Genomic DNA, 26,416 nt, shown 5'->3' with positions numbered 1-26,416 from the left:
TTAAGACTCCTTGTTAGCTTTCTTTTTCTTTCTCCAAGAATTAAAAACTAGCCAAGCACCCAAAAGAATCAAAAATGGAATGAGATATGAGGTGCGTTTACCGCTACCTCCAACGGTCGTAAACCAACGATCCCAACGCGGATTTTTAAGTCCGTCCCAGCTCATCCAAATAAATACAGGTTTCCCAACCACATGGTCAAATGGCACATAACCCCAAGCTCTAGCATCAATGGAATTATCTCTATTGTCTCCCATCATCCAATAATAGTTCTGTTTGAAAGTATAGGACGTTGCTGGAGTATCATTTATAAGAATCTGATTACCTTTGGTTGTCACTTTATTACCTTCATATTCTGAAATGAGCCTTTTATAAAGCGGCAAAACTTCCATATTAAGTTGAACAGTTTCACCTTCTTTCGGAATATAAATGGGTCCAAAATTATCGTAATTCCACGGAAATTGAGCGGCTCGTGGAAATAAATTTCCATCCTCACCTTTGGGAATGACGCGACGGGTCACACTCGCAAAATTAGGATGATTTTTAGCTTTTTCAGCAGCGTCCACAGTGGCTTGAACCACAATCGTAGATTCGCCTATTTGATAAGGTGTATCGGTGATATCGTAGCGCTGTAGCGCATTCATAATTTGTTCTCCTGTATACGTGCCTTTTAACTCAATAGCATAGGAGAATTGTAATTTAGCCCTATCTGGTAACGCATTTTTCTCACCGTTAATATATACATAGCCATCTCTAACTTCGAGCGAGTCACCAGGAATACCAACACAGCGTTTAACCAAATTAGTTTTCTTATCTATAGGCTTATAATAATTCCGATCTGGATTGAAATCATTCATGTCCAATAAGGTATCGGCAGGTTGATTAAAGACCACAATGTCATTGCGATCAATAGATTCAAAACCAGGTAACCTCATGTAAGGCAATTGTAACTTGTTCTTCCATGCCGTTTTTCGCTTTTCATAATTGTCATTAAAAAGGTAAGACTTGACATTCAAACCAGGAATGGTGTCATGAACCATTGGTGTTGCTACGGTTGTCATGGGAACTCTGGCACCATAATGAAATTTACTAACAAACAGGAAGTCTCCTACCAATAAGGATTTTTCCAAAGAAGAACTAGGAATTGTAAATGGTTGAATGAAATAGGTGTGTACAATCGTTGCTGCTACAATAGCGAATAAGATGGAACTTACCCAGTCACCAGAACTCGATTTCGGATGTAGATCACGATTTTCAACATAAGAGACATCGGCTACATAGTTTAAGTAAAAATTATAGAAACCTAAAGACACGATCGCTAAGAAGGTATCTAAATATTGATTTTTACCAAAACTACGAGCTGTTTCAACCCATACTACAGGAAGCATAATCAGGTTCACAATTGGTACAAATAATAATATCGTCCACCACCATGGGCGATTTATGATCTTCATGAGAACTACGGCATTGTAAATTGGCACAAAGGCTTCCCACGCTTGACGTCCAGCTTTAATGTAGAGTTTCCACGTTGCTAGTCCATGAATGACTTGTATGATGAGGATAAATAGTAACCACTGTGTGATAGTCATAATCTTACTTTTGTGTTATGAAATTGAAAACTATTGTAAACATTAGAATAATATTGCAAATTAACTAATATTTAGGACGTCTTTCATAGTAAATACGCCTTTTTTATCATGAATAAATTCCGAAGCGATAACAGCACCGAGTGCAAATCCTTTTCTACTGTGTGCCGTATGCTTAATTTGAATACTATCGACTTCAGAATCAAAATTCACTTCATGTGTTCCGGGTACTTGCGAAATACGCTTGGCTACAATGCCAATCTCGTCTTGCTTCGGAGCTTCTAAAGTCCAATTTTTATAGGAAGAATGCTTTATAATGTCTTTAGCTAAAGAGATGGCTGTTCCACTAGGAGCATCTAATTTTTGAGTGTGATGAATTTCTTCAATACTTGGGATATACTGTGGGAATTTATTTAAAAGCTCAGTGAGGTTTCGATTTAATTCAAAGAAGATATTGACCCCTAAACTGAAATTGGAAGCGTATAAAAATGTGCCGTTTACTGATTTACATTTGGCTACGATATCATCATAGGCATCTAACCAACCTGTGGTTCCTGAAATCACGGGCACGCCTTCTTCTAAACATCTCGAAATATTGGCAACAGCAGTTGACGGTAAACTGAAATCGATAGCCACATCACAGTTGTTGAGAGAAAAACTTTTGGTGTCACTAGACACTTTAATAGCAATGTCATGTCCACGTTCTAAAGCAATTTGCTCTATTTCTTTTCCCATTTTGCCATAACCTAGAATTGCCACTCTCATACCTTAGAATTTAAAATTAAGCGTTAGGCCTAAATCAGACGTGTTTTCCATTTGATTGTATTTAAAATGCGGCCGTAACGATAAATCTTCATCCACGTTGAACTGTAATAAATGTGCATCTACGTTCGCATCGACGATATTTAGGGCATACATACCAATAGTCAATAGCAAGGCTAATTCCTTATTACGTCGTAATTGTTGTTGAGCTCTAATGAGACCGTCATTAGAAACGTTTGGGAATGGGTCGCCCTCAGATCCTTGAACAAAGCCTGCCAATCGTTTTCTGTAAGCATCCCTATACAAATCATAATCCTTGTCATTTTGAATATAGAAATATACAGGAATTCCGATCGCTGCATATACTAAAGGTATTTTCCAATATTTTTTGTTGTAAGCCTGACCAAGTCCGGGTAATACAGCAGAGTAAAAGGCTGCTTTAGATGGCGCTAAGACATTAATAGGTTCTCTTTTTTTAGTGGAAACAGAATCCTTAACGACCATTAAACTCGTGTCCACTTCATCTGATTTATTATCTTCTTGCGCTAAGGAAACTCCTAAGAACAGTAAAGAGAAGACACAAGTAAGAATACACTTATTTAGCACTTTGAACCAATTTTTTTATGCGATTGAAATCTTCTTCAGAATGAAAAGGAATGGTGATTTGTCCTTTTCCATTCTTAGATACTTTAACGCTAATTTTATGTCCGAAGTATTCTGAAAATTCTTTTATACCTTTTTTAACAAATTTAGGTAAAGGCTTCGATTCCGCGCTTTTGGAGGCTGTTGGATTTTGATGATTTTTCACCAAAGCTTCTGTGGCTCGCACCGACAGTTTATCAGTGATTATTTTCTCATAAATATCCAATTGTTCGCTTTGATCTTCGATATTAATGATCGCTCTACCGTGTCCCATACTAATAAATCCATCTCTCATTCCCGTTTGAATGATGGGATCTAGTTTTAATAATCGCAAATAGTTGGCAATGGTTGATCGTTTTTTACCAACACGTTCACTCATTTGTTCTTGAGTTAAAGCAATTTCATCTATAAGGCGTTGGTACGAGAGTGCAATTTCAATAGGATCTAAATCTTGACGCTGAATATTTTCAACTAAGGCCATTTCCAAGGATTCTTGGTCATTGGCTATTCTAATATACGCTGGAATTGTTGTGAGGCCAATAAGTTTAGACGCTCTAAAACGACGTTCTCCTGAGACCAATTGAAATTTATTGAATTCTAATTTTCGAACCGTAATTGGCTGAATGACTCCTAATTCCTTTATGGAGGAAGCTAATTCCCGTAAGGTTTCTTCATTAAAATTGGTACGTGGCTGAAACGGGTTAATTTCAATGGCATCAATGTCCAGTTCCACAATATTCCCAATAATTGTATCTGCGTGTTTATCTTGTGCTGATTTAATATCATTGGATGGGTCTTTCAACAATGCAGATAACCCTCTACCCAATGCCTGTTTTTTTGTTGCCTTCGCCATTATGAATTCTTATTTATGATTTCCTTTGCCAAACTTAAATAATTTGTGGCACCTTTACTGCTTACATCATATTTTATGATGCTTTCACCATAACTAGGCGCTTCACCCAGTCGGACATTTCTTTGAATAATAGTCTCAAAAACCATATCGCTGAAATGCTTTTGTACTTCTTCTACAACCTGATTTGATAAACGTAATCTTTGATCAAACATGGTGAGCAACATGCCTTCAATATCGAGATTGGTATTATGGATTTTCTGAACACTTTTGATCGTATTCAATAATTTTCCTAAGCCTTCTAGTGCAAAATACTCACACTGAATTGGAATAATCACAGCATCTGATGCGGTTAATGCATTTAAGGTTAACAAGCCTAAAGAAGGCGCACAATCGATCAGAATGTAATCGTAGGCTGATTTTAAATGCGCTATGGCTTTTTGAAGCATATACTCACGCTCATCCTTGTCTACTAATTCTATTTCAATCGCCACCAAATCGATATGTGCAGGAATGATATCGACATTTGGGGAATCTGTTTTTATAATTGATTCTTCAGCTGAAGCCGTATGTTCTAGTAATTGGTAGGTTCCAATGTTTACTTGTTCAACATCGATACCCAATCCAGAAGTCGCATTGGCTTGAGGATCGGCATCTATAAGAAGTACTTTTTTCTCGAGTACACCGAGTGATGCTGCTAAGTTAACGGAAGTGGTTGTTTTACCGACACCACCTTTTTGATTGGCAATTGCAATGATTTTACCCATTAAATGATTTGGTTTTATTGGATTGTAAAAATACGATTATTTACGACTTTTGGAAATGGAAGTTGTTAACAAAAAAAGCAGCTTTTAACAGCTGCTTTTCTAATTTTAAGGCGTTTTTTATCAGGATTCAGGGTTGTGAATTCCGATAATATAATCGCCCGACAAGTATTTCTTTGCGACTTCTTGTAGATAGTCCGTTGATAACTCATTAACGCTATCTTCAAACTCTAATATTTTCGTCGCATCCTTTTTCTCATAATCAGCATTTTTAAGGGTACGTAGCCAAAAACGGTTCTCTTTCATATCTTCTTTGTGTTCCAAGATGTACGATTCCTTGACCTTGTCTAAGTCTTTTTGTGTAGGACCATCAGTCACCAATTTATCAACTTCTGCTAAGGCTGCATTTTTCAGTTTATCGACGTTTTCAGGACCGCAAGGAAAATTAATTGTAAAACGATACCAAGCATAAGGCATTTTACTAATACTTCCTCTAGCACCAGCACCATAAACACCGCCTTCTTCTTCTCGCAACTGTTCAATTAATTTAATGGTTAATATTTCACCCAAGGTTTGTAAAGCAAAGGCCTCTTTTGGATCGTAATCTGTGGCACCATGAAACGTAATACCTACAGAACTTTTAGGGTCTTTCCCTTTTTCTATAATTTTTTCATGTTGTCCTGTAAGTGGTCTGAAATCTGTCACTTCATACATTTCATTCGAGTTTTTTCCAGGCAAACTCGCGATGTACTTGCTCACATAGGTTACTAATTGCTTTTCATCGATATTTCCCACGAAATAAAAATGAAAATCACCAGCGTCTGCAAATCGTTCTTGATATTTCTCGTAAGCCAAATCATAATCGGCAGCATCCATTTTTTCAGGAGTAGGGAATCCTGTATATCTCGGATTATCACCATACATAAATTCACCCATTTTCACTGAAAAGTAGGTCTGCGGATTAGACATCATATTTCCTAAAAAGGATTTTTGCTTCTCCTTAAATGAATTGAACGCTTTCTCATCTTTATTTAATGCTGTGAAGTACAGATGAACTAATTGGAATAAATCTTCAAAGTCTTTTGGAGATGCAGCCCCTGAAAACCCTTCACTATAAGTACCAATACTCGGTCTAACCCTTACAATTTTACCAGACATCATTTTTCCTAATTCCACTTTGTCGAATCCATTAACACCAGCTTCTGCTAAACCACCATTAGCATTAACAGTCGCTTTGTAGTCTTCAATAGAATAAAGAGATGTTCCTCCGTAGCTGTAGGCATCAAATAAGATTTCATCATTTTTGAAATCGGTCACTTTATAGGTGACTTTAGCACCATTACTCAACGTTAAGGTCGTTGTTCCTAATTTATCATTGACTTCATAATTAGAAATACTTCCAGGTGTTGGCATAGTCGTCATTAAACTTGTGGCGACGGCCTCATCTTTGTAAGGCTCTAATTCTTGAGTTTCTATTGATTCAAGTATGTTTTTCACTTCGGTTTCAGTAACTTTCTCCAAGCCTTCTTTTTCTGGACCTGTTAAAATAATGACACGATTCTCATCTTTAATATAGTCGGAGATAAGGGCATTCACTTCTTCTAATTGGATTGTCGGTAATTGCTGTTGATAAAAATTAAATTCCCATGCAATGCCTGGCATCGGTTCATTTTCTAGAAAATGTCTCACATATTCACCAATCACTCTATTGGATTCCATTTTATCTCTGTCTTTATAGCTTTTTTCCATGCGCGCTAAAATATCTTTTTTAGCACGTTCAAATTCGCCTTCAAAAAAACCGTGTTGTTTGACACGCATGTTTTCCTTCAATAAGGTTTCTAAGGCTTCCATTTGCCCTGTTTCTTTGGTCATAGCAAACGATTGATACGCATTTTTGTTTTTAGCATAAGTTCCGCCGTAATAACTAGATCCAAATACAAAAGGCGGATTTTCACCGTTTCTAATTTCATCTAAACGATTGTTAATCATTTGCGAAAACAGATTCTGAACGATAGAATGTCTGTAATCTTTTAATGTCTTGTCTGCTTCTGCATTGTCTTTATCTTTAAACATCACTTGCACTTGAGAAAATGACGCTTCTTTATCAGATTCGATGGCGATTAAGGTTTCTTCATGATTTGGTAAATCAAACTCTTGTCGTGGTTTAGGATTTTTTGGTGCTGGAATATTTCCAAAGTGCGATTTGATTTTAGCCTCTAAAGTTTCAACATCCACATCACCAACAGCCATCACAGCCATTAAATCTGGACGATACCAGTCCTTATAAAAGCGTCGTAAACTTTCATAATCAAAAGTTTCAAGATTCTCTTTAGTTCCAATTGGTAGGCGATCCGCATATTTAGAGCCATAAAGCATTTTTGGCAAATACTTCTGCATCATACGCTCATTGGCGCCTTTGCCTAAGCGGTATTCTTCTAAAACAACACCACGCTCATTGTCGATTTCTTCGTCTGTTAGAAGGGCGTTATGCGCCCAGTCCTCTAGAATTTGAAACCCTTTCTCCAACTTTTCCGGATCTTCGCTGGGAATTGGTAAAATATAGACGGTTTCGTCAAAGCTTGTATACGCGTTTAAGTGTGCGCCAAACTTGACACCAATACTTTGTAAGTAATCGACAAGCTCATTTTTCTTAAAGTTTTTGGTCCCATTGAAATTCATATGTTCCATAAAATGAGCAAGACCACGTTGATCTTCATCCTCTAAGATAGAACCGGCTTTTACGACAAGTCGCAATTCGACTTTGTTTTCTGGTTTTCCATTATTTTTGATGTAATAGGTGAGACCATTACTCAAGGTACCCGTTTTTACTTCTGGATTAAATGGAATTTTTTCATTCACTGAAATTTCCTTTGAAACTTCAGATAATTCTTGGGCGAAAGAATTGAAGGCAAATATGGTTGCCATTAGCATGAGGAACATGCTTAATTTTGATGGTTTTGTAATCATATTTAAAGCGTTTTATTAGTGAAATGAATGTGTACATTCAACACAATAGATCATTCTTTGAAAAAAATCTATTGATAGATAGCTCAAAGTATAGAAACAATCGCTTGATTAAAAGAAGTTTAACAGGTTTTAACGAAATATCCTACATATGACGGTTAAAAATCTAAAAATAACTTAGCATCACATCATTAATCGACATCCGATGTGCTGGCAGATTAATCTAGTAAAATCTCTAGTATTTTGATCGCCGCGTCGCTAATTTTAGTACCGGGTCCAAAAACGGCTACCGCTCCAGCATCAAATAAAAACTGATAATCTTGTTGAGGAATCACACCACCTACGATCACCATAATATCGTCTCGACCGTGTTTTTTTAGTTCATCTATCACTTGAGGAACTAATGTCTTATGTCCTGCAGCTAAAGAAGATACGCCTAAAATATGAACGTCATTTTCAACAGCCTGCTTGGCGGCTTCCTTAGGTGTTTGAAATAAGGGACCAATATCCACATCAAAGCCCACATCGGCATAACCAGTAGCGACCACTTTAGCACCACGGTCATGTCCATCTTGTCCCATTTTGGCAATCATAATACGAGGTCTGCGACCATCCTGTTCTGCAAATTTATCTGCTAATGCTCTGGCCTTTTTAAAACTACTATCGTCTTTAATTTCTTTACTATACACGCCTGAAAAAGATTTAATTTGTGCTTTATACCTACCGAACTCTACTTCAAGAGCATCGCTTATCTCACCTAATGTGGCACGTTCTCGTGCTGCATTAACAGCTAAAGCTAATAAATTGTCATCGCCTGTACGAGCTGCTTCCGTTAATTTCGCAAGAGAATCAGAGACCGCTTTGGCATTTCTTTGCGATTTGATGGTTTTCAATCGCTTGATTTGTCCATTTCGCACAGATTGGTTATCGACTTCCAAGGTGGTGATTGGATCTTCTTGGTCTAATCTGTATTTATTAACACCTACAATAATATCTTGGCCAGAATCTATTCGCGCTTGTTTTCTTGCTGCCGCTTCTTCAATTCTAAGTTTAGGAATTCCAGCTTCAATGGCTTTAGTCATACCTCCTAAAGTTTCAACTTCCTCGATTAATGACCATGCTTTTTGGGCTATATCATGGGTTAGTTTTTCAACATAATAGCTCCCTGCCCAAGGATCAACAGTTTTGGTAATACCGGTTTCTTCCTGCAGGAATATTTGCGTATTACGCGCGATTCTCGCAGAAAAATCAGTGGGTAAAGCGATGGCTTCATCTAAGGCATTCGTATGTAAACTTTGGGTGCCGCCAAAGGCAGCTGCAGCCGCTTCAATAGTGGTTCGAGCCACATTATTAAAGGGATCCTGTTCTGTTAGACTCCATCCAGAAGTTTGACAATGCGTTCTCAATGCCAAGGATTTTGGATTTTTCGGATTAAATTGTTTAACAATTTTAGCCCAAAGCATTCGTGCCGCACGCATTTTGGCGATTTCCATAAAATGATTCATTCCAATAGCCCAAAAGAACGACAATCGAGGTGCAAATGTGTCAATATCCATTCCAGCTTCCAGTCCCTTTTTGATATATTCCATACCATCTGCCAAGGTATAAGCCAGCTCAATGTCACAAGTAGCTCCAGCTTCCTGCATATGGTAACCAGAAATACTGATACTATTAAATTTCGGCATGTTCTGACTGGTATATTCAAAAATATCAGAAATGATTTTCATAGAAGGTGTAGGAGGGTAGATGTACGTGTTTCTCACCATAAACTCCTTTAAAATGTCATTCTGAATGGTTCCAGCTAGTTGCTCTGGTGAGACACCTTGCTCTTCCGCAGCAACAATATAAAACGCCATAATTGGCAGTACCGCACCATTCATGGTCATAGATACCGACATTTTATCTAAAGGAATCTGGTCAAATAGAATTTTCATGTCTTCAACCGAATCAATGGCAACACCCGCTTTACCAACATCACCAACCACGCGTTCATGATCCGAATCATAACCTCTGTGTGTCGCTAAATCGAAGGCTACAGAAAGTCCTTTTTGACCAGCCGCTAAGTTTCTTCGGTAGAACGCATTACTGTCTTCCGCCGTTGAAAATCCAGCATATTGACGAATCGTCCAAGGTCTCCTGACATACATGGTGCTATAAGGACCTCTTAAAAATGGTGCTATGCCTGCCACAAAATTGAGGTGCTCAAGCGATTGAAGGTCTGTTTTTGAATAAGTAGATTTTACCTCAATATCTTCAGCGGTCTTAAAAGATTTTGAAGTGTTTTTTGTGTTGGTATTAGGTGTGTCCCCTAAAGTGATATGTTCGATATTCTTACGCATCTTTTAGTGATTATGTCCTTCGTGACCGTCTTTTTCAGTATTTAATTTAGAAGACTGCTTTTCAGTCTCGGAAACATCTGGAACCTCTTTATTAAAATCGACATCAAAAAACTTAGCATAATACAACTCTAATGCCACATAGGTTGCTAAGTACTTGTCATCCTTCATCCCAAAGGTCTTTCGTCTCAATTGATCACCAAACATTCTTAAACTCATGCTGTTGGTATCAATAAGTGCGTTAAAAGTTTTGTGGAGTTGTTCGTCTTCAATATGTGCACCAATACATTTAAAAATAGGATGATTGTAATTTAAATGACTTCCATCAGGATTAGTAGTCCATAATGTTTCATCCTGTTTTAAGGCCTGGAAGACAGCTTTTGAATGATCGGTAACCATATTTTGGTATACAATTCGATTGTTTATTGCTTGACTTACAAATAAGCTATAAGCTCTTGAATACACAGGTTGATCGGGTGTGTAAAACGCAATAAGATCGGCTTCAAAAGAATACAAGGCTTCCTGAAATAATTGCGTGTCCATATCATCTCCACAATCCAATAGTTGTTCTACGCTTGGATATTTATAATTGAATTCTACCGTTTTTTTTGCATCCTCCTTACAGGTAAAGAAGCATAAACTGAAGGCTACTACTGCTATTTTTAGTTTCATAGTTTTGATTTTATTCATTATTAAGTCGTTGTTGTTCCATACTTTCAGCAAGCCGTTTTTCGATAATTGGCTCAATCAAGGTTTTTACTGGATTGGTTTTAACAAAAGGATAAATCTCTAAATGATCCTTCATTTTATCTGACGGATTGGGATGTTTATTCGTGCCTAACAAAACGTATGCACCTTGCTCAAACTGATCCTGCTCTTTAGACGCACTTTCTTTAATTTTCTTTTGAATAGTTCCTTCCTTCAGCTGCGATAAAAACCCACCGTTTTTTTCAATGTCTTTGAATAATTCCAACGCTTTTTCAGCTAACTGATCTGTCAAGCTTTCAATATAATAGGCACCATCAGACGGATTATTAACTTTATCAAAATAGCTTTCATTCTTTAAGATGAGAAGTTGATTTCTCGCTATGCGATCACCGAAATCATTGCGCTTGTGGTACAGATCATCATAAGGCCTATTTATAATTGTATCAGCACCACCTAAAATAGCACTCATACATTCTGTGGTGGTTCGCAACATGTTAGTGTTGTAATCGTAAATCGTTTTATTACGACGCGTTGGCATGGCTGTAATGGTACATTCTAAATGACAATCATAGAGTTTAGCCAGCGAAGCATATAATTTTCGCAGTGCTCTAAGTTTGGCGATTTCAAAGAAATAATTACTACCAACAGCCACATTGAAAATGACTTTTAAATGCTGTTTGGATGCTGTATCCAATAGGGTGTCAAAATGATTTAAATATTCATTGACATGGCACAGGGCATAAGCCAATTGTTGCACCATTTGAGCACCTGCATTTTGATACAATCCAACATCAATACTTAGGGTATGAAACTGTTGGACAAGATTTTCAAAACCTTCGTGATCGTTTTTAAGGTTATGGTACCAATTCCCTGCGCGTGCTAAATGGCCAATAATATCTGAATGAACGATTAAAGATTCGTGATTAGGGATCTGTTTTATAAATTCTGACGACAGAAATTGCAACTTAAGATGTACTGGAGTCGTGGAGAGGTCGATATTTTTTAATAAGTCTGAGATAGGAATGTCCTTATGTGGAATGATAAATTCAATCGATTCGGCACCTTTAGAAATGGCCTCCACAGCCGATTGATTTGATAGCGCTGCATTGGCGACATATATGGATTGACCGATTTTAAAATTACAAGCTTGAGCTCCAGATACGTCTGGTTTTGATTCAAATTCATCTGCGTGATAAAAGGGTTTGACATCAATACCTTCATTGGTATGCCAAATGAGGGTATCGTTATAATCTGCACCTTTTAAATCTGCTTGTATTTTTTGTTTCCATTGTTTAGAGGAAACTTCAGAAAACTCATTAAATAACGTTTTATTCATTTCTCTTTCTCTTGTTTTATGCTGTCTTGATATTCAATGATATAAATATCCTCATTTTCCTTCTTCATATAGTACTTCTCACGAGCCAATTTCTCAATACCTTCATCAGTACTCAATTCTTTAATGGCTTCTTTGTCTTTTTGCATTTCTTTCCTGTAATAAGCCTTTTCATTTTCCAAGTCGTTGATATCCTCGTTGAGCTCACTATGGATCAAAAGAGAGTTGGAGTCAATGAACAGCATCCAAATAGCAAATACTATAAAGACGAGCACAAATATATTTTTAAGGTATTTCAGCATTTAATTAATTAGTTTTTCGTTGATAATTGTCTTTACGATATCAACTGCCACAGTATTGTATTTGTTGTTTGGAATAATAATATCGGCATATTCCTTCATCGGTTCAATAAACTGTTGATGCATCGGCTTTAAGGTGTTCTGGTATCTGCTAAGCACTTCATCTATATCTCGACCACGCTCAGAAATATCGCGTTTTAGGCGTCGGATAAGTCGTTCATCACTATCCGCATGTACAAAAATCTTGATATCGAACATGTCGCGCAGCTCTGGATTTGTTAAAATTAAAATCCCTTCAACAATCATGACTTTCCTCGGCATGGTCTTGATAACATCACCAGTACGATTGTGTTTTACGAAGGAATATACAGGCTGATCAACGGGTTTATTCAAACGTAATTCCTTCAAATGAGCTTCCAATAATTCAAAATCTATGGATCTTGGGTGATCGAAATTTATTTTAACACGTTCTTCGTAACTCAAATGTGAGGTATCCTTATAATAGGAATCTTGAGAAATGACACCAACTTCACCTTCTGGTAATTCATTTAGGATTTGATTGACAACGGTTGTTTTACCACAACCTGTACCACCTGCAATACCGATAATAAGCATAAAATAGGACTGATTTTTAGTACAACAAATTTAACAATTATGAGATAATATCACTGTTCAATTCTTGAAACTTCTTCCTCAGTTATTAACCGATCATTGGAATTTCCCCAACTATTGTTAATGTAATTCATGACATCTGCTACTTCCTTATCTTTGAGTCCTAATGGCGACATGACGCTATTATAAATTTTACCATTTACCGTAATTTCTCCTGATTGACCATATTTTATCGCACGAATACTCGCTTTTTGTTTGTTCATCAAATAATCTGAATTAGCGAGTGGAGGGAATGCCTTTGACATACCTTTGCCATTACTGCCATGACAAGACATACAAAAGTTTTTATATATTTTTTCGCCTCTCATCATGCTTCTTTCAAGTGCTGAATTTTGAAATTGAGTTTCCGAGTTGTTAGAGACTGAATTCGCCATGTCTTTTCCTTTTTTCGAAAAATTACAAGCTAAGCATAATATGGACAGTATGCACGTTCCAATAATTTGTCGCATTTACTTTTGAATTAATTTTACAATACCTAAATTCTCAACACCTACATAAATATAGCCATCTGGACCTTCCTCGATAGAACGAACACGGCCAATTTTGTCGAGTAATCGCTCTTCCTTGACCACCTTACCATCTTTGATGTAGCAATTATCTAAATATTGAAATTTTAAAGATCCTACCAGTAAATTACCTTGCCAACCTTTGTATTTATCACTGGATATAAAGGCCATACCACTAGGAGCAATAGAGGGTACCCAGTAGTGTAGTGGTTGCTCCATATCTGGATGCGAAGTCTTGTTGGTGATGGATGTACCACTATAGTTGACGCCATAGGTGATAACTGGCCAGCCATAATTTTTACCAGGTTTAATAATATTGATTTCATCACCACCTTTTGGGCCGTGTTCATGAGTCCAGATTTCTCGAGTCTCAGGGTGAAGTACCATGCCTTGAGGATTCCGATGGCCATAAGAATAGATCGCGGTTTTTGCATTATTATAGTCTTTAAATGGGTTGTCTTCAGGAATGGTCCCATCATCGTGTAAACGATAAACTTTGCCACCGTCTCTAGTAATATCTTGCGGATTTACATCCCGATTACCACGTTCGCCAATTGTAAAATATAGGTAGCCTGAATCATCAAAGATGATACGAGATCCAAAATGCTGTCCTCTTGTCGTGTTTGGTGTAGCCTTATATAATAGTTCGTGATCTACTAGGGTGTCGGAATCTAATTTAACTCTTGCAATAGCGGTATGTCCTCCTTTTTTTTCACCTTCTGAAGATGCATAAGAAAGGTAAATCCATCCATTTTCTTCAAATTTTGGATGAAGTTCGATATCTAACAAACCTCCTTGACCACGAAAGTAAACTTCTGGAACACCTTCAATATTAATCTTCTTACCATTTTTAAAATGGATCATTTTACCTTCTTTTTCATTAATAAGCATGGAACCATCTGGAAGAAATGTAAATCCCCAAGGATTCGTCAATTCTGGTACAACGACCTCATATGTATTTTCTTTATTTACCGGATTTTTATCTTGTGCACAAGCAAAAACACTTATCACACTGAATATGAATATAGTTTGTCTAATAAATTTCATTAAAATAAATTTTATGCTTAAATTTAATAAGAAAAGTTGTCAATTTTTAAAGATTTACTATATATTTGCACCTCGAATTTTGAGACAAATTGAAAATTATTTTCTCAAAGTTAGATAACCGATTTTCGGGGTGTAGCGTAGCCCGGTTATCGCGCCGCGTTTGGGACGCGGAGGTCGCAGGTTCGAATCCTGCCACCCCGACTTTTTTTAGGGCTCTTAGCTCAGCTGGATAGAGCACCTCCCTTCTAAGGAGGCGGTCGAAGGTTCGAATCCTTCAGGGCTCACAAAAAGCTTCATCTTTAACAGGTGGAGCTTTTTTGTTTTATAGAAAATCAACACTAAAGTTAAAAACCCCTTGTATATCAGTAATTTAGTGATGTATTTCGTCGATATCTCACAAGAATTATTGCATTTCATCGAATATATTATTCATTTTAACGATAAAATAATTTGTTTTAAATAGATTTAGGTCTATATTTGCCCCATATTTCATTAAACCCCAAAACGATGAAAAACCTACTTAAACATGCAATTGCTTGCGCAATTGTCTTTACTTCATGCTTTAACTGTTCTGTAGAGTCATTACAGGATGAGCCAACTGATGTTAATAATGCCATTGAATCATCAATGGTTACTCAAGCTTTTGATCCAGTTTGTGATGCACAAGATCCGCAAGCACGAATCACTAACAATGGTACGATTGCTGTAACCTTGGAAATTGCGACTTCAGAAGGCATTGTCTTACACACTGTATCAAATTTAAGTCCAGGAAATGCTTCAAGCTATTTAGCTTTTGCCGCGGATGACATTATTTTTAATGTCATAAAGAACACCACTGGAGTTACTGATGAAAAGGTAGTGTATACCATGGATCAATGTATGAGTTTTGACATAGAAGTTGGATCTGACAATTATTTGATAGAAACTGTTCCTGTCAACCTCTAAAAAGTCTATAGTTTAGAGCACACAATTACTATTTTCTTGTTATCCGAGTTCGTCGTAAAAAACAGATAGGTGTTACCGCCATCTTTTATGCGATATTTTCCTCTAATTTGTTGTACACTTTCAGGGAAATTACGAATCGTGATATTGGCTTTGGTATTGGATAGTTGTCTCATTGATTTTTTACTGTAATCAATAACAGTTTCAATTTTGAATGACCTCCCAGGAAATTCAATGACATCATCACTCGTATATAAATGCGAATGCTGATGCAGCTTAAAGAGTTGAAATTTATTTGCAATACTGTTGAATCCACCCGATTTTAAAATAGCAGCATTGGGTTCAAATAAAAATGATTTAGGGAAATCAAATCTTGAATTTGCCAAAGACTCCTCTTTTAGAATAAAAGAAAATTCCTGATAGCTCTCTTCTAATAAATTAACGGTTTTGATGGTGATATCACCATTGAAACCGTTTTCTATATGCCAAAGTAATTCTTTAACTTCATTGTTAACGGCTACTATATGGATCGTTTTTACTTGAGATAATTCTGAAATACCGGAAGAAATATCTAACAGAGGGGACGTTTTAATAAGTATCTGATCACTTAACTCAAACAGGTCATCTAAGCGCTCAGGAACATTGGGTTCACAATCATTTAAAAAGAAAACTTTTCCCTTCACGTCATGTCTTCTGGAAGGATCAAGATACAACCAATCATAAGTGGTCGATTGCGAATTTAGATAGTCAATGCCATCTGTTGCTCTAGTATATACATTTGTGACACCTAATTGCTTTAAATTGTGAGTGACAATCTCTGATAAGTTCTTATTGATTTCAAAATGATCTACCGTTTTAAATTGTTTTGAAAAATAGTAAGAATCTACTCCATAACCACCTGTGAGATCCGCTATAGTTTTACCAGAGATAAGTTGTGACTTATACTTTGCAGAGACTTCCGAAGAGGTCTGTTCAATATTTAGTTTGTTTGGATAATAAATGTTATTTGTGGAAAACCAGGTAGGTAATTTTTTTTTACATTTTAATTTAGCTTCTATTTGTTCGACAATCTCCGTGGTGGATACGTTGGGAAATGACGTCCCTTTTAAAAGCAATTTTGATACATTCGTATGAAGGTTTTCATCAATGAAATGTTGAATTTCAGTATGTAAAAGATGCCTGTTCAATGAAAATCTAAAGTCCTTGAGTTAATTTTTTCACCACCTTGTTATCAGATAAAAACTCTTTAAGAATTACTTTTATAGCCGTATAACTAGGCACAGCAACAATCATTCCTACGACGCCAAACAGCAATCCAGCAATAATGATGATTAAGAAAATTTCAAGAGGATGCGATTTCACACTTTTCGAAAATATGATAGGCTGACTAAAGAAATTATCTATCAACTGAGCAATTACCAATATGATGAGTGTGTAGGATATATTTGGTAAGATGACCTCATTAAAACTATCACCTAAATTATTAGTCATGACTAATAACATCATCAGTGCGCCACCAATTAGTGGTCCTAAATAAGGTATGATATTAATGAGCGCACATAAAAATGCAATGACTACGGCATTTTTTACACCTATAATTAAGAGCCCAATGGTGTATATAACAAACAGTATAAAAATTTGCAGAAATAAACCTACAAAATACCGCGAGAGTAAATCCGATATTTTAGTAAACGAGCGCTTCAATCTTAATTCTTTCTCATTTGGCACAAAGGTCATGACACCTTGCTGAAATAAATTGCTATCCTTTAAAAAGAAAAACGCAATAAACAATACCGACATGAGTCCGATGCCAATACTACCCAAACCAGAGGCGATATTATTTAAAAAATTAGGAATGATACTATAATCTAAACTCGATAATATTTTAGACTCCTTAATGGCTTTTTCTGCATCGATATGGTTCAATTCAAGATAGGATAGGGTCGCGCGATATAACTCTTCAATATTGGTTTGTAGCTGGTTGATATCTAAAAGCGATAAGTTTTGACCTTGTTCAATTAACAATGGTATCAACAAACTAATGACACCTACGAAAACACCTACTAAAAGCAGCATGGTGCAAATAACAGCGACTGTATTATTGAATTTAAGTCGTCGTCTTAGGAACAAAACGATAGGTCTTCCAATAAGAGAAATGACAGCAGCTAATAAGATATAGACAATCACCGATTGGATCTCATATAAAAAATACAATACCAAGGCAATAGCTATAATAATACCAACAGCTCTTAAAATACCATTAGCTATAGTTTTTGAATTCATTTAATTGATTTAATAGGTTAAATATATGAAGACTTTATTTAAGTTGTTTGGTAATTTCATACAAAGTCACGCTTGTGGCTTGTACGACATTCATACTGCTATTTTGTCCATACATATCAATATGTACCGTTGCGTCACAGTGTGCCATGGTTGTTTCAGAAATTCCAAAATTTTCATCGCCTATAATTAAAGCAATAGGTGTGTCCTTTATAAATTTATACGTGGCTAAGGAGGTGCTTTCTGAAGTGATTTCAAGTGCTATTAGAAAATAGCCTTCATTTTTTAATTGTGTTACAACATCCAAACTATTCGACGCGATGCTATAATTGACAGATTTTTCAGTGGCTCGCGACGTTTTCGCCATTTTCCTACCCATGGAAATTTCCGAACCACAAAAAATCAATTTTTCAATTCCAAAGGCGTCACAAGCTCTAAACAAACCACCAATATTTGGAGCATTGGTCACATTGTCACAGACAACGATTATTGGAAATAAGCGTTTTTTAAAAAAGTTAGAGTAGTGGTCTAGTTGCATTACTTATGATCTTGATTTAAATTTTATACTGTTTTTTTTAAACTTATATTTGTAACAAACACGTAAATATATGCTTTCAATTTTTTCTAAAAGTAAAAACAAGAAAACTAAAGAGGCTATTTTTTTACATATTCCGAAGTCTGGAGGCTCAACGTTTGTCGGTCTTCTGCAATCAGCTTTCAAAAACAACAATTCGACAGAAAGCTTGACACCAACACATAAAACAAATCGCGTTGGTACTACCACCATTTACCATGTCGATTTTTCTAATAAGCATCGAAGATTTAAGGGCGCTGAGATATTCAGTACTAAAAATACGGATGAGTTTGCAAACAAATTATTGTTTATGCTTTTAAGGGATCCAATTGAAAGACTTATTTCAGAATTTAATTTTCAATATCACATTCTAGAAGGTAAGAACGGTAATCCGAATGCGATGATCTTGAATAACCTGAAGCAACGACCACAATCTTTTGAAGCTTATATTGAATGTAAGGAAACTCAAAACTATCAATTAAAATTTTTGTTAGGTCGTCCAATCAATGATTCCAAAAAAGTCACTGAAAGTGAACTTGAGCAGATCCTTGAAAAAATTGACACGTTACCTATTTATTGTGGTATCACTGAAGAATACGCGAGTTTTTTAAATTTATTTGAAGAAAAAACACAAACGTCGCTGCCTAAAAAAGTAGCAGTAAGAAAAAAAACGCCATTTGTGTATCAGGTTGTCATTGATGATACATTGCGGGAACGCATCAAACTGCTCAACAGTATGGATTACAAATTGTATGATCAAATTAAAAAAGGGATAACTATTAACAATAAAAAATTCAGGTTTATTCAATCTGATAAATTCATCGTTTAACATGGGACTTTTCAATCTGTTTAAGAGTAATGAGAGCAAACTTGCTGAACTTGACGTACTAGCAGCGAAAGACAAAAAGCTTTTCATGACTCAATATAAAACTGCTCGTGTTCCGGTATTATTAAAAGGCGCAGCAGAAAACTGGCCATTAATGTCTAAGTGGGATAAAGACTATATCATTGCACATATGGGGAATTATGTTTGTAAGGTGATTAAGGATTCGAGACCTGCTTATTCAAAAGAACAAACGACTTTAAAATTCTATTTTGAAAAATTGAAAGACGTAAGTACGCTAACATTAGATCCTTTCAATTCAAAAAAGCCACCACGTTTTTTTAAAGATGTGACATGCCCGAATCCCTATTTCAATATAAATGACATCCAAAGGTTTTTCTTTTTTCATTCAGTCAAAGATGCTGGAACCTTGCCTCACATTCATGGTAATGCCTTTAATATTCTTCAGAATGGTACCAAAGAATGGGTGTTTTATGACGCTAGCGAGACCCATAGTCCAAAGGGCTATCAAGTACTCCAAGCCTCCAATAAGAAGTACAATGTGGGAAGCCATGCTAAGGATTGGTTTAAGAAGGAAGTACCTAAATTACCGCAAAAACTCGATAAGGTGTATCGCTGCACTCAGGAGGCTGGAGATATTGTTTTTATACCTGAAGGATACTGTCATGCCGTGCTTAACAAATCTGAAGTAATGGGTATTGTTTTCGAAACGCGATGAATCTTAATTCTCGAACGCAAATTGCACAATATTAGCACCCATTTTCAGGGCCTTTTCACGAACATCCTGTGGGTCATTATGGACTTCTGGGTCTTCCCAGCCGTCACCAATGTCACTTTCAAAAGTAAATAACAGTACCAATCTACTTTCGTAAAAAAGTCCCATAGCTTGAGGGCGTTTTCCGTCGTGTTCATGAATCTTAGGTAAACCATCAGGAAATTTAAATGCTGTGTTGAAAATGGGATGGTTTTTAGGAAGCTCAACTAATTCTTCATTAGGAAACACTTTTTTAAGTTCCTTTTTGATATACGGTTCCATACCGTAATTATCGTCGATATGTATAAATCCACCTGAAATTAAGTAACTCCTCAGATTTTCGGCATCTTCTTCGCTAAAAAAAACATTCCCATGACCTGTCATATGCAATAATGGGTATTGAAAGATATCAATACTGCTCGGTTCAACCACATCTGGTTTAGGATTCATTTTTGTATTGATATTCGCATTACAATAGCTAATCAAATTTGGGAGTGCTGTTGGATTGCTATACCAATCGCCACCTCCTTTATATTTCAAAACAGCTAAGTCTTGCGCATTGGCACTATTGATGAATAGGCCAATCAACATGATAATGACCAACGATTTATGACAGTTTCTCATAACTCAAAATTATAAAATAAAGCCAATCATAGTTATAAATTAACGTTAATTATACGGAAAGAACGCGTGGCTTAAGATTGATTTACGAATGCCACCGAGTGACAAGCCACAATAGCCGCAGTTTCTGTACGTAATCGCGAATCGCCTAAAGTGACTGGTCGGTAATTGTTTGAAATGGCTTGTGCAATCTCTTCCGTACTAAAATCACCTTCAGGTCCTATTAGGATGGTAGTTTGTCCATTCGGAATTAAGGCTTGCTTCAAAGAGGTTCGGTTGTTGTCTTCACAGTGAGCGATAAATAAGTCACCCGTCATTGGTTGTTGCATAAACTCTTTAAATGGTATCGCCTCATTTAAAACGGGTAGATAGCAATTTAAAGATTGTTTCATAGCCGATTGCAATATTTTCTCATAGCGTTCTGCTTTAATCACACGACGTTCGCTATTATCGCATATCACAGGCGTAATAGTATCCACGCCAATTTCAGTAGCTTTTTCTAGAAACCACTCATAACGATCATTCATTTTGGTAGGTGCAACGACCAGATGTAATTGATAGCTCCTTGCTGGTTGCAATTCTGAACTCTGAATCACAGCCACACAATTTTTTAAATCTGCCACAGTGATTTGTGCCTGAAACAACCAACCTTTACCATTCGTAATATGTAAGGTGTCGTCAACAGATTTTCGCAATACTTTTACAATATGTCTACTTTCATCCTTTGTGAATTGGATATCGCTGTCTGAAGGCGTGAGGTGTTGATTGTAAAATAATTGCATTAGCGTCTGCTAGGTTCTGTCACTTTTAAAACTTTCGATTCTTTAATCAGTTTGGAATCATGGGTTTTTAGAATTACATAATACGATTTTGTTTCTGGAATATCGACTAAAAAGATATCACCCACCGCATGACCAGTATCAGTAATGGCTGTTTCAAAGTCTGGATGCATATCACCGGTTTTTAGCCAACCGAGATCTCCACCTTGTTTTGCGGATTGATTCATAGAATGCAATCGTGCTAAATCTGTAAACCGATAGCCTTGTTGGTATTTGCTGATAATTTGTGTTCGGAGTTTTTCGATATCATCCATAGCCATTTTTTCGCCATCTAAGAATACACAACTCACTCTATAATAAGGGATTTCATATTTATCAATAACTTTATAGTAGGTTTTCTGTGGTGCGTCCTTAAAATATTTTTTGGAACCAAGTCCCATTTTCAAAATATCTAAAGCCATGCTTGTTTTGTGTTTTTCTTCATTAAAAACAATCACTTTGCCTTTTATGGTTTTGTTCTTTTTGAAAAACAAATTCACATCATCTAAGGTTTGAATAGAATCTAATGATTGTTCAAAGTCATTTTGCGCAGTAATGGTGAACGTTAAAAGGAATAGGGAAGTAGTAAGTAATATTTTAAGCATCGTTAAGGTGTTTTTTAATCTATTTCAAAATTAAACCTCTAAAACTTCTATAAAACACATCCACAATGAAGTTTTTAAGAAATCATTGTTTATAACTCTAATCTCAAAGTTATTTTACCGCAATCATACTGATTTCCACATTTACAAACTTGGGTAAATTCGCCACTTCAACAGTTTCTCTGGCAGGAGCCGTCAAAGGGTCAAAATAATTGGCGTAAACCGCATTAATGTCTGAAAAATAATGCATGTCACTTATAAAAATCGATGTTTTTACGACATTTTCGAAAGACATCTCAGCGGCTTCTAAAACAGCTTTTAAATTTTCCATGACTTGCTTTGTTTCGGCAGCAATGGAATCCATAACAAGTTCTCCTGTCACAACATCAATGGCAATTTGACCAGAAGTATACAAGGTGTCATTAGATAAAACCGCTTGATTATAAGGGCCAATTGGAGCAGGAGCTTTAGGTGTATTGATAATAGTTTTCATGTCACAAATAATTATAATTGTTGATCTCTTTGTCGACGTTTATCATACTTAAGATCTTTAAGTAAATTCGATTTTATTCCGATAAAGAAGTTCCAGGAGTTATAGCGTCCAAAAGGCACCCACGAAAAATTCATTCGCCAACTTAATAAATCGCGTTCAAACCGCAATTGCGTTTGGGTAAATCCTTTATTTACAAAATCATAACCAGAGGAGCCACCAACAGACCATCGTGGAGATAATTCGATATCACCAGAAAACATGAGAGAATTACTAGAAATCATATTTTGTCTGGCCGAGTTAGAGTAATTCACAGCATAGGCCAATCGCAAACTCCAAGGGATTTTATAATTATATAATTCTGAAGGTTCCTCTTTCTTTTGCTTATCATTTTCATCAGAAAGCCGTTGATCTGCAAAATCTTGAGGTTTTCCGAATAAATCATCTGCGCGACCACCACTTCGTATAGACTCTTGAATCGCTGCCTCGTCTTCTTTACCATTGCCTTCAAAGGCTTTACTCGATAGCGAATAACTAATATTTAAATTCGCCGAAGTCAATCTAAACAGACTTCCACCATTGTCTATATTAAAGGTGTTAATTTTTCGGTTATTATTGTCTAAAGCGTAAGGATCAAGTACCATCCCGAAATTGATATTCATTTTATCTTTTAAAATCGTCGTTCCACCGGAAACACGCAACGGACTCCATTGCAAGGAATCACCTGCCAAATTATAGGAGGTAGAAAAATTCAGGTTGTTTAACAATTTGATTTTTTTTGGTTCCGTAGCTGTAGAGTCTTTGTCTCTCACTTTCGCCTCAAAATTGTTGCCCAACGACAATCCCACCGAACTCGAATAGGTACGATTAGGCGTTCCGAAGATAGAACCTTCAAATCGCGTATACTGTTCTTTGGTAGTTCCATCGGCATCAATGATTTCAAAGGTATCGTAATATTGATCGAAAGCCGGATTGATGTTATAGCTAATCGATGGACGCATCACATGTCGTATTTTTTGAATTTTGGGATTCTTACCTTCCTTTTCAAAATCGAACATGCCATAAATAGTCGTCCCAATACTCGTACTGAAATTATAAGTGAAAAATCGATCAAACTGACTTAAGTCTGTAGTCACTACAGATGCGGTTGCTTCGTCATAGAATTTATTAACGGTGTTCAGTGTCCAGGTTTCTTCCAAATTCGCACTAGCACTCATGCTAAAATATTTAAACACCTTAAAGTTTGTAGACACTGGAATACTATGTTGTGCGCCTACTTTGGCATCATCGAACATTTCAGATTTAAAAAAAAGGGAATCGGTTGTTTGAATTCTATTTTCACCTCTTACGTTGTATTGGAGGTTGATATTTTGAATAATCCCTTTTTTGCTACCTACTTTTGGTGCGAATGGAAATATCCTACTGACGCTGGCCTGTAGCGTCGGTAAGGTCATATTTATCTGTTGCGTATTGGTGTTTTGTGAATGCGTTGCTGTGACACTCATATTCACTTGTGGTTCACCTTGAAAGGTTTTGGAATACGACACGGAAGACGCTAAGGTGTTATTCTGTGTGTTTGCTAAGTTCAATTGGTTTATCGACTGCTGGTAATACTGACTACTACCTAAGTTAACAGACGCCGAAAACCTGGAACTCGGATTGGATTTCGTATCTTGACTGTGTGACCATCGGATATTGTATATGGTCGATTTCCTAAAATCTGGAAAGCCACGTTCACTATTGATAAGGTTTTCATATCGAAAACTCAAATTACCTCTAAACTTATAGCGTAAGGCATAATTAGTTTCCAATCGCAATCCATAGCTACCATTGGTATAATAATCTCCTAAAACTGCCAAGTCGACATAATCTGAAATCGCAAAATAATAACCACCATTCTGTAAAAAATAACCTCTATCATTCGCTAAATCTTGACCAGGTGTTGGCATAATAACACCAGAGGTTTGCTTTTTGGTCATAGGAAAATAGGCAAAAGGTAGTCCGATAGGTGTTGGTACATCGTAAATAAAAAGATTGGTTAAGCCTGTGACGACTTTCACGCCAGGCACAACTTTCGCATTACGCATTAAAAAATAATACTCTGGATCGTCTAAGTTTTCCGAGGTTGTAAATCGACCATTCTTAATGAATAGGGTCGAGTCATTTTCCATTTTCGTGGTCTCGGCGATAATGGTACCACCACTTTGTTCTGTCTTAGAATTAAAAACCAGTGCTTTTCTGGTTTTCTGATTAAATATGATAGAGTCTGGCTCAATCACGCTTTGTCCTTGGGTAAAAACAGGTGCTTGCGAATAAACACCAGAGGAATCTTTAAGTCGGCCAGCATAAATTAAATCGGTTCCATGGTCAATGACAATGATACCAGCTTTAATATTCATATCTGTATAATTGACTTCAGCTTGGTTGTATAAGGTCGTTTGCTGCTTACGTTGGTTCAATTTAACATAATCCTTTGCCTTATAATTGACGATGTCTTGAAGCGTTTCTTTTTTCTTCGGAATAGAGTCTGTTTTGGTACTGTCAGATTCTCGATTATTATTGGGTGGCTCCAAAATAGTTCCAATACTAACTTTGGTAGTATCATTAACTGTTTTGGGCTTGATAGGTTCTTTTTGATTTGGCAATTCTTGAGCAAAGCAGAACATGTTAATAAACATGGTAAAACTTAGGGTGAAAAGTATGTGAAAGCTTTTTGTACGCAATGCTTTAAAATGTATTTTTGCTAAAGTATGGCTCGGTTTTTGAATTGCCAAAATTACATATATTTTTTATGATTAATTTATAATTCAATTAAATTATACAAAGTATCCAGCAGCATAGAACAGAGCCTTGGATTTACTTAAAATAAACGTCATTGATTAAACGTTACATTCGTATGAAAACGACACCTCATTATATATTCGTATTAACCTGTTTGTTAATTACCAGTTTTTTAACACCTGCAGAGGCATTTCAAAAAAACAGAGATAAATTTATCGTTGTTCTAGATGCTGGACATGGTGGTAAAGATCCTGGCCGACCTACAAAATATGGCTATAAGGAAAAGAATATTGCATTAAAGTTAGTATTATCTGTAGGAGAAGCCTTAGAAAAACAAAAAGACATCAAGGTGATATATACACGAAAGACAGATAAGTTTCTTGAGTTGCATGAACGCGCAGCAATTGCCAACAAAGCGGATGCCGATCTATTTATTTCCATACATTGCAATGCGCATAATTCTCAGGCTTACGGTACAGAAACCTATGTATTGGCCACGAGAGGCAATAGTAAAAACTTGGAGATCGCAAAGAAAGAGAATGAAGTTATCTTCTTAGAAGCCGATCATGAAAAGCACTATGAAGGATTTGATCCAAATTCACCAGAGTCATTAATTACTTTAAGTTTTATTCAAGAAGAATACTTAGATCAAAGTATTCGATTGGCGCGCTATATTGAAGATAATTTTAAGAACAAGATTAAACGTAAAAGTAGAGGCGTAAAAGATGCCGCCTTTTGGGTTTTGCATAACACATATATGCCGAGTGTACTCATTGAAACTGGGTTTATCACCAATAAGACAGAAGGCGATTACCTCAATTCTAAAAAAGGTCAAACTGAAATTACTAAATCTATTGTAGATGCGGTAAAAGATTATAAAAAAGTACTAGAGCAAAATATTGGAGAAAATGTCTATCAAGAAAATTCCGATACGGATATTGCTAGCACAAACAATGAACCTCAAATTATTGAAAACGTCGTGTTTAAGGTTCAAATAGCGGCCAGCTCTAGAGAATTAGCTCCTAAATCTTATAATTTTAATGGCTTAGCTGATATTTCCAGAGAGAAAATCGGGGAGTTTTACAAGTATTATTTTGGTTACACTTCCGATTACAATGCTATAAAACAGCTGCAGTATGAAGCCCAATCAAAGGGTTACAAAGATTGTTTTGTAGTGGCTTATAAAGATGGAAAACAAATTGAAGTTTCAGAAGCATTAAAATCAGCATCTAATTAGAAACGT

At 36.3% G+C, this 26,416-nt stretch carries 25 protein-coding genes and 2 tRNA genes; 6 read left to right on the top strand and 21 right to left on the bottom strand.

What is annotated here, in order from left to right; genetic code table 11:
* From lepB to ACU8DI_RS06695, 13 genes are all read right to left on the bottom strand, one after another.
* Positions 1-1,587 (bottom strand): signal peptidase I, encoded by a 1,587-nt coding sequence (lepB, locus tag ACU8DI_RS06755; RefSeq protein ID WP_447111998.1) that lies wholly within the window; start codon positions 1,585-1,587, stop codon positions 1-3.
* 60 nt (positions 1,588-1,647) lie between these two features.
* Entirely contained in the window at positions 1,648-2,349 is a 702-nt protein-coding gene (gene dapB, locus ACU8DI_RS06750) for a 4-hydroxy-tetrahydrodipicolinate reductase (RefSeq protein WP_447111997.1), read from the bottom strand.
* Between the two features lie 3 nt (positions 2,350-2,352).
* Positions 2,353-2,952 (bottom strand): DUF5683 domain-containing protein, encoded by a 600-nt coding sequence (locus ACU8DI_RS06745; RefSeq protein ID WP_447111996.1) that lies wholly within the window; start codon positions 2,950-2,952, stop codon positions 2,353-2,355.
* Entirely contained in the window at positions 2,942-3,841 is a 900-nt protein-coding gene (locus ACU8DI_RS06740) for a ParB/RepB/Spo0J family partition protein (protein WP_447111995.1), read from the bottom strand. The genes ACU8DI_RS06745 and ACU8DI_RS06740 overlap by 11 nt, the downstream gene beginning before the upstream one ends.
* The gene (locus tag ACU8DI_RS06735; protein ID WP_447111994.1) at positions 3,841-4,605 is read right to left on the bottom strand and encodes a ParA family protein; all 765 of its coding nucleotides are present in this window, start codon (positions 4,603-4,605) and stop codon (positions 3,841-3,843) included. Before ACU8DI_RS06735 ends, ACU8DI_RS06740 begins: the two co-directional genes overlap by 1 nt.
* 120 nt (positions 4,606-4,725) lie before the next feature.
* Entirely contained in the window at positions 4,726-7,569 is a 2,844-nt protein-coding gene (locus tag ACU8DI_RS06730; RefSeq protein ID WP_447111993.1) for a M16 family metallopeptidase, read from the bottom strand.
* Positions 7,570-7,784: 215 nt separating this feature from the next.
* Positions 7,785-9,905: a methylmalonyl-CoA mutase gene (scpA, locus tag ACU8DI_RS06725; protein WP_447111992.1), complete on the bottom strand. Its 2,121-nt coding sequence runs from the start codon at positions 9,903-9,905 to the stop codon at positions 7,785-7,787.
* 3 nt (positions 9,906-9,908) lie between these two features.
* Positions 9,909-10,574 carry a hypothetical protein gene (locus ACU8DI_RS06720; RefSeq protein ID WP_447111991.1) on the bottom strand — a complete coding sequence of 222 codons (666 nt, stop codon included), beginning with the start codon at positions 10,572-10,574 and terminating at the stop codon, positions 9,909-9,911.
* A 10-nt stretch (positions 10,575-10,584) separates the two neighbouring features.
* Positions 10,585-11,946, bottom strand: a complete 1,362-nt coding sequence (locus ACU8DI_RS06715; RefSeq protein WP_447111990.1) for a methylmalonyl-CoA mutase subunit beta — start codon at positions 11,944-11,946, stop codon at positions 10,585-10,587.
* Positions 11,943-12,245 (bottom strand): FtsB family cell division protein, encoded by a 303-nt coding sequence (locus ACU8DI_RS06710; RefSeq protein WP_447111989.1) that lies wholly within the window; start codon positions 12,243-12,245, stop codon positions 11,943-11,945. The genes ACU8DI_RS06715 and ACU8DI_RS06710 overlap by 4 nt, the downstream gene beginning before the upstream one ends.
* Positions 12,246-12,857, bottom strand: coding sequence for a uridine kinase (gene udk / locus ACU8DI_RS06705; protein ID WP_447111988.1), 612 nt, complete (start codon positions 12,855-12,857; stop codon positions 12,246-12,248).
* 50 nt (positions 12,858-12,907) lie between these two features.
* Positions 12,908-13,288: a c-type cytochrome gene (locus tag ACU8DI_RS06700; protein WP_447111987.1), complete on the bottom strand. Its 381-nt coding sequence runs from the start codon at positions 13,286-13,288 to the stop codon at positions 12,908-12,910.
* A 75-nt stretch (positions 13,289-13,363) separates the two neighbouring features.
* Positions 13,364-14,467, bottom strand: a complete 1,104-nt coding sequence (locus ACU8DI_RS06695) for a PQQ-dependent sugar dehydrogenase (protein ID WP_447111986.1) — start codon at positions 14,465-14,467, stop codon at positions 13,364-13,366.
* Positions 14,468-14,593: 126 nt separating this feature from the next.
* Between ACU8DI_RS06695 and ACU8DI_RS06690 the strand changes: the two genes are divergently transcribed.
* From ACU8DI_RS06690 to ACU8DI_RS06680, 3 genes are all read left to right on the top strand, one after another.
* Positions 14,594-14,668 (top strand) — tRNA-Pro (locus tag ACU8DI_RS06690).
* A gap of 9 nt (positions 14,669-14,677) precedes the next feature.
* A tRNA-Arg gene (locus tag ACU8DI_RS06685) sits at positions 14,678-14,751 on the top strand.
* A 223-nt stretch (positions 14,752-14,974) separates the two neighbouring features.
* On the top strand, positions 14,975-15,412 hold the full coding sequence (locus ACU8DI_RS06680) for a hypothetical protein (protein ID WP_447111985.1): 438 nt from the start codon (positions 14,975-14,977) through the stop codon (positions 15,410-15,412).
* A 5-nt stretch (positions 15,413-15,417) separates the two neighbouring features.
* Here ACU8DI_RS06680 and ACU8DI_RS06675 read toward each other — a convergent pair whose 3' ends face one another.
* The 3 genes from ACU8DI_RS06675 to ACU8DI_RS06665 are packed head-to-tail and all read right to left on the bottom strand — an operon-like array spanning position 15,418 to position 18,227.
* A complete protein-coding gene (locus tag ACU8DI_RS06675; protein ID WP_447111984.1) occupies positions 15,418-16,596 on the bottom strand; it encodes a THUMP-like domain-containing protein in 1,179 nt (392 codons plus the stop codon).
* Between the two features lie 7 nt (positions 16,597-16,603).
* Positions 16,604-17,692, bottom strand: coding sequence for an AI-2E family transporter (locus ACU8DI_RS06670; RefSeq protein ID WP_447111983.1), 1,089 nt, complete (start codon positions 17,690-17,692; stop codon positions 16,604-16,606).
* Between the two features lie 34 nt (positions 17,693-17,726).
* On the bottom strand, positions 17,727-18,227 hold the full coding sequence (locus ACU8DI_RS06665) for a TrmH family RNA methyltransferase (protein WP_447111982.1): 501 nt from the start codon (positions 18,225-18,227) through the stop codon (positions 17,727-17,729).
* Between the two features lie 70 nt (positions 18,228-18,297).
* On the opposite strand from ACU8DI_RS06665, the gene ACU8DI_RS06660 reads away from it, so the two are divergent.
* Both ACU8DI_RS06660 and ACU8DI_RS06655 read left to right on the top strand, forming a co-directional pair.
* Positions 18,298-19,092, top strand: coding sequence for a sulfotransferase family 2 domain-containing protein (locus ACU8DI_RS06660; protein ID WP_447111981.1), 795 nt, complete (start codon positions 18,298-18,300; stop codon positions 19,090-19,092).
* Between the two features lie 85 nt (positions 19,093-19,177).
* A complete protein-coding gene (locus tag ACU8DI_RS06655; protein ID WP_447111980.1) occupies positions 19,178-19,825 on the top strand; it encodes a hypothetical protein in 648 nt (215 codons plus the stop codon).
* 3 nt (positions 19,826-19,828) lie between these two features.
* Here ACU8DI_RS06655 and ACU8DI_RS06650 read toward each other — a convergent pair whose 3' ends face one another.
* The 5 genes from ACU8DI_RS06650 to ACU8DI_RS06630 form a co-directional block, all read right to left on the bottom strand.
* Complete coding sequence (locus ACU8DI_RS06650) at positions 19,829-20,452, bottom strand: DUF4159 domain-containing protein (protein WP_447112063.1); 624 nt, start codon at positions 20,450-20,452, stop codon at positions 19,829-19,831.
* A gap of 104 nt (positions 20,453-20,556) precedes the next feature.
* Positions 20,557-21,264, bottom strand: coding sequence for a 16S rRNA (uracil(1498)-N(3))-methyltransferase (locus ACU8DI_RS06645; protein WP_447111979.1), 708 nt, complete (start codon positions 21,262-21,264; stop codon positions 20,557-20,559).
* Positions 21,264-21,905, bottom strand: a complete 642-nt coding sequence (locus ACU8DI_RS06640) for a peptidylprolyl isomerase (RefSeq protein ID WP_447111978.1) — start codon at positions 21,903-21,905, stop codon at positions 21,264-21,266. The genes ACU8DI_RS06645 and ACU8DI_RS06640 overlap by 1 nt, the downstream gene beginning before the upstream one ends.
* A gap of 109 nt (positions 21,906-22,014) precedes the next feature.
* Entirely contained in the window at positions 22,015-22,395 is a 381-nt protein-coding gene (locus ACU8DI_RS06635) for a Rid family detoxifying hydrolase (RefSeq protein ID WP_447111977.1), read from the bottom strand.
* Positions 22,396-22,406: 11 nt separating this feature from the next.
* Positions 22,407-25,166, bottom strand: coding sequence for a putative LPS assembly protein LptD (locus ACU8DI_RS06630; RefSeq protein ID WP_447111976.1), 2,760 nt, complete (start codon positions 25,164-25,166; stop codon positions 22,407-22,409).
* A 122-nt stretch (positions 25,167-25,288) separates the two neighbouring features.
* Between ACU8DI_RS06630 and ACU8DI_RS06625 the strand changes: the two genes are divergently transcribed.
* A complete protein-coding gene (locus ACU8DI_RS06625; RefSeq protein ID WP_447111975.1) occupies positions 25,289-26,410 on the top strand; it encodes an N-acetylmuramoyl-L-alanine amidase family protein in 1,122 nt (373 codons plus the stop codon).
* The last annotated feature ends 6 nt before the right edge of the window (positions 26,411-26,416 follow it).

It is taken from the genome of Psychroserpens sp. BH13MA-6 (assembly GCF_052983595.1).
This window is presented reverse-complemented; position numbering and strand designations above follow the sequence as displayed.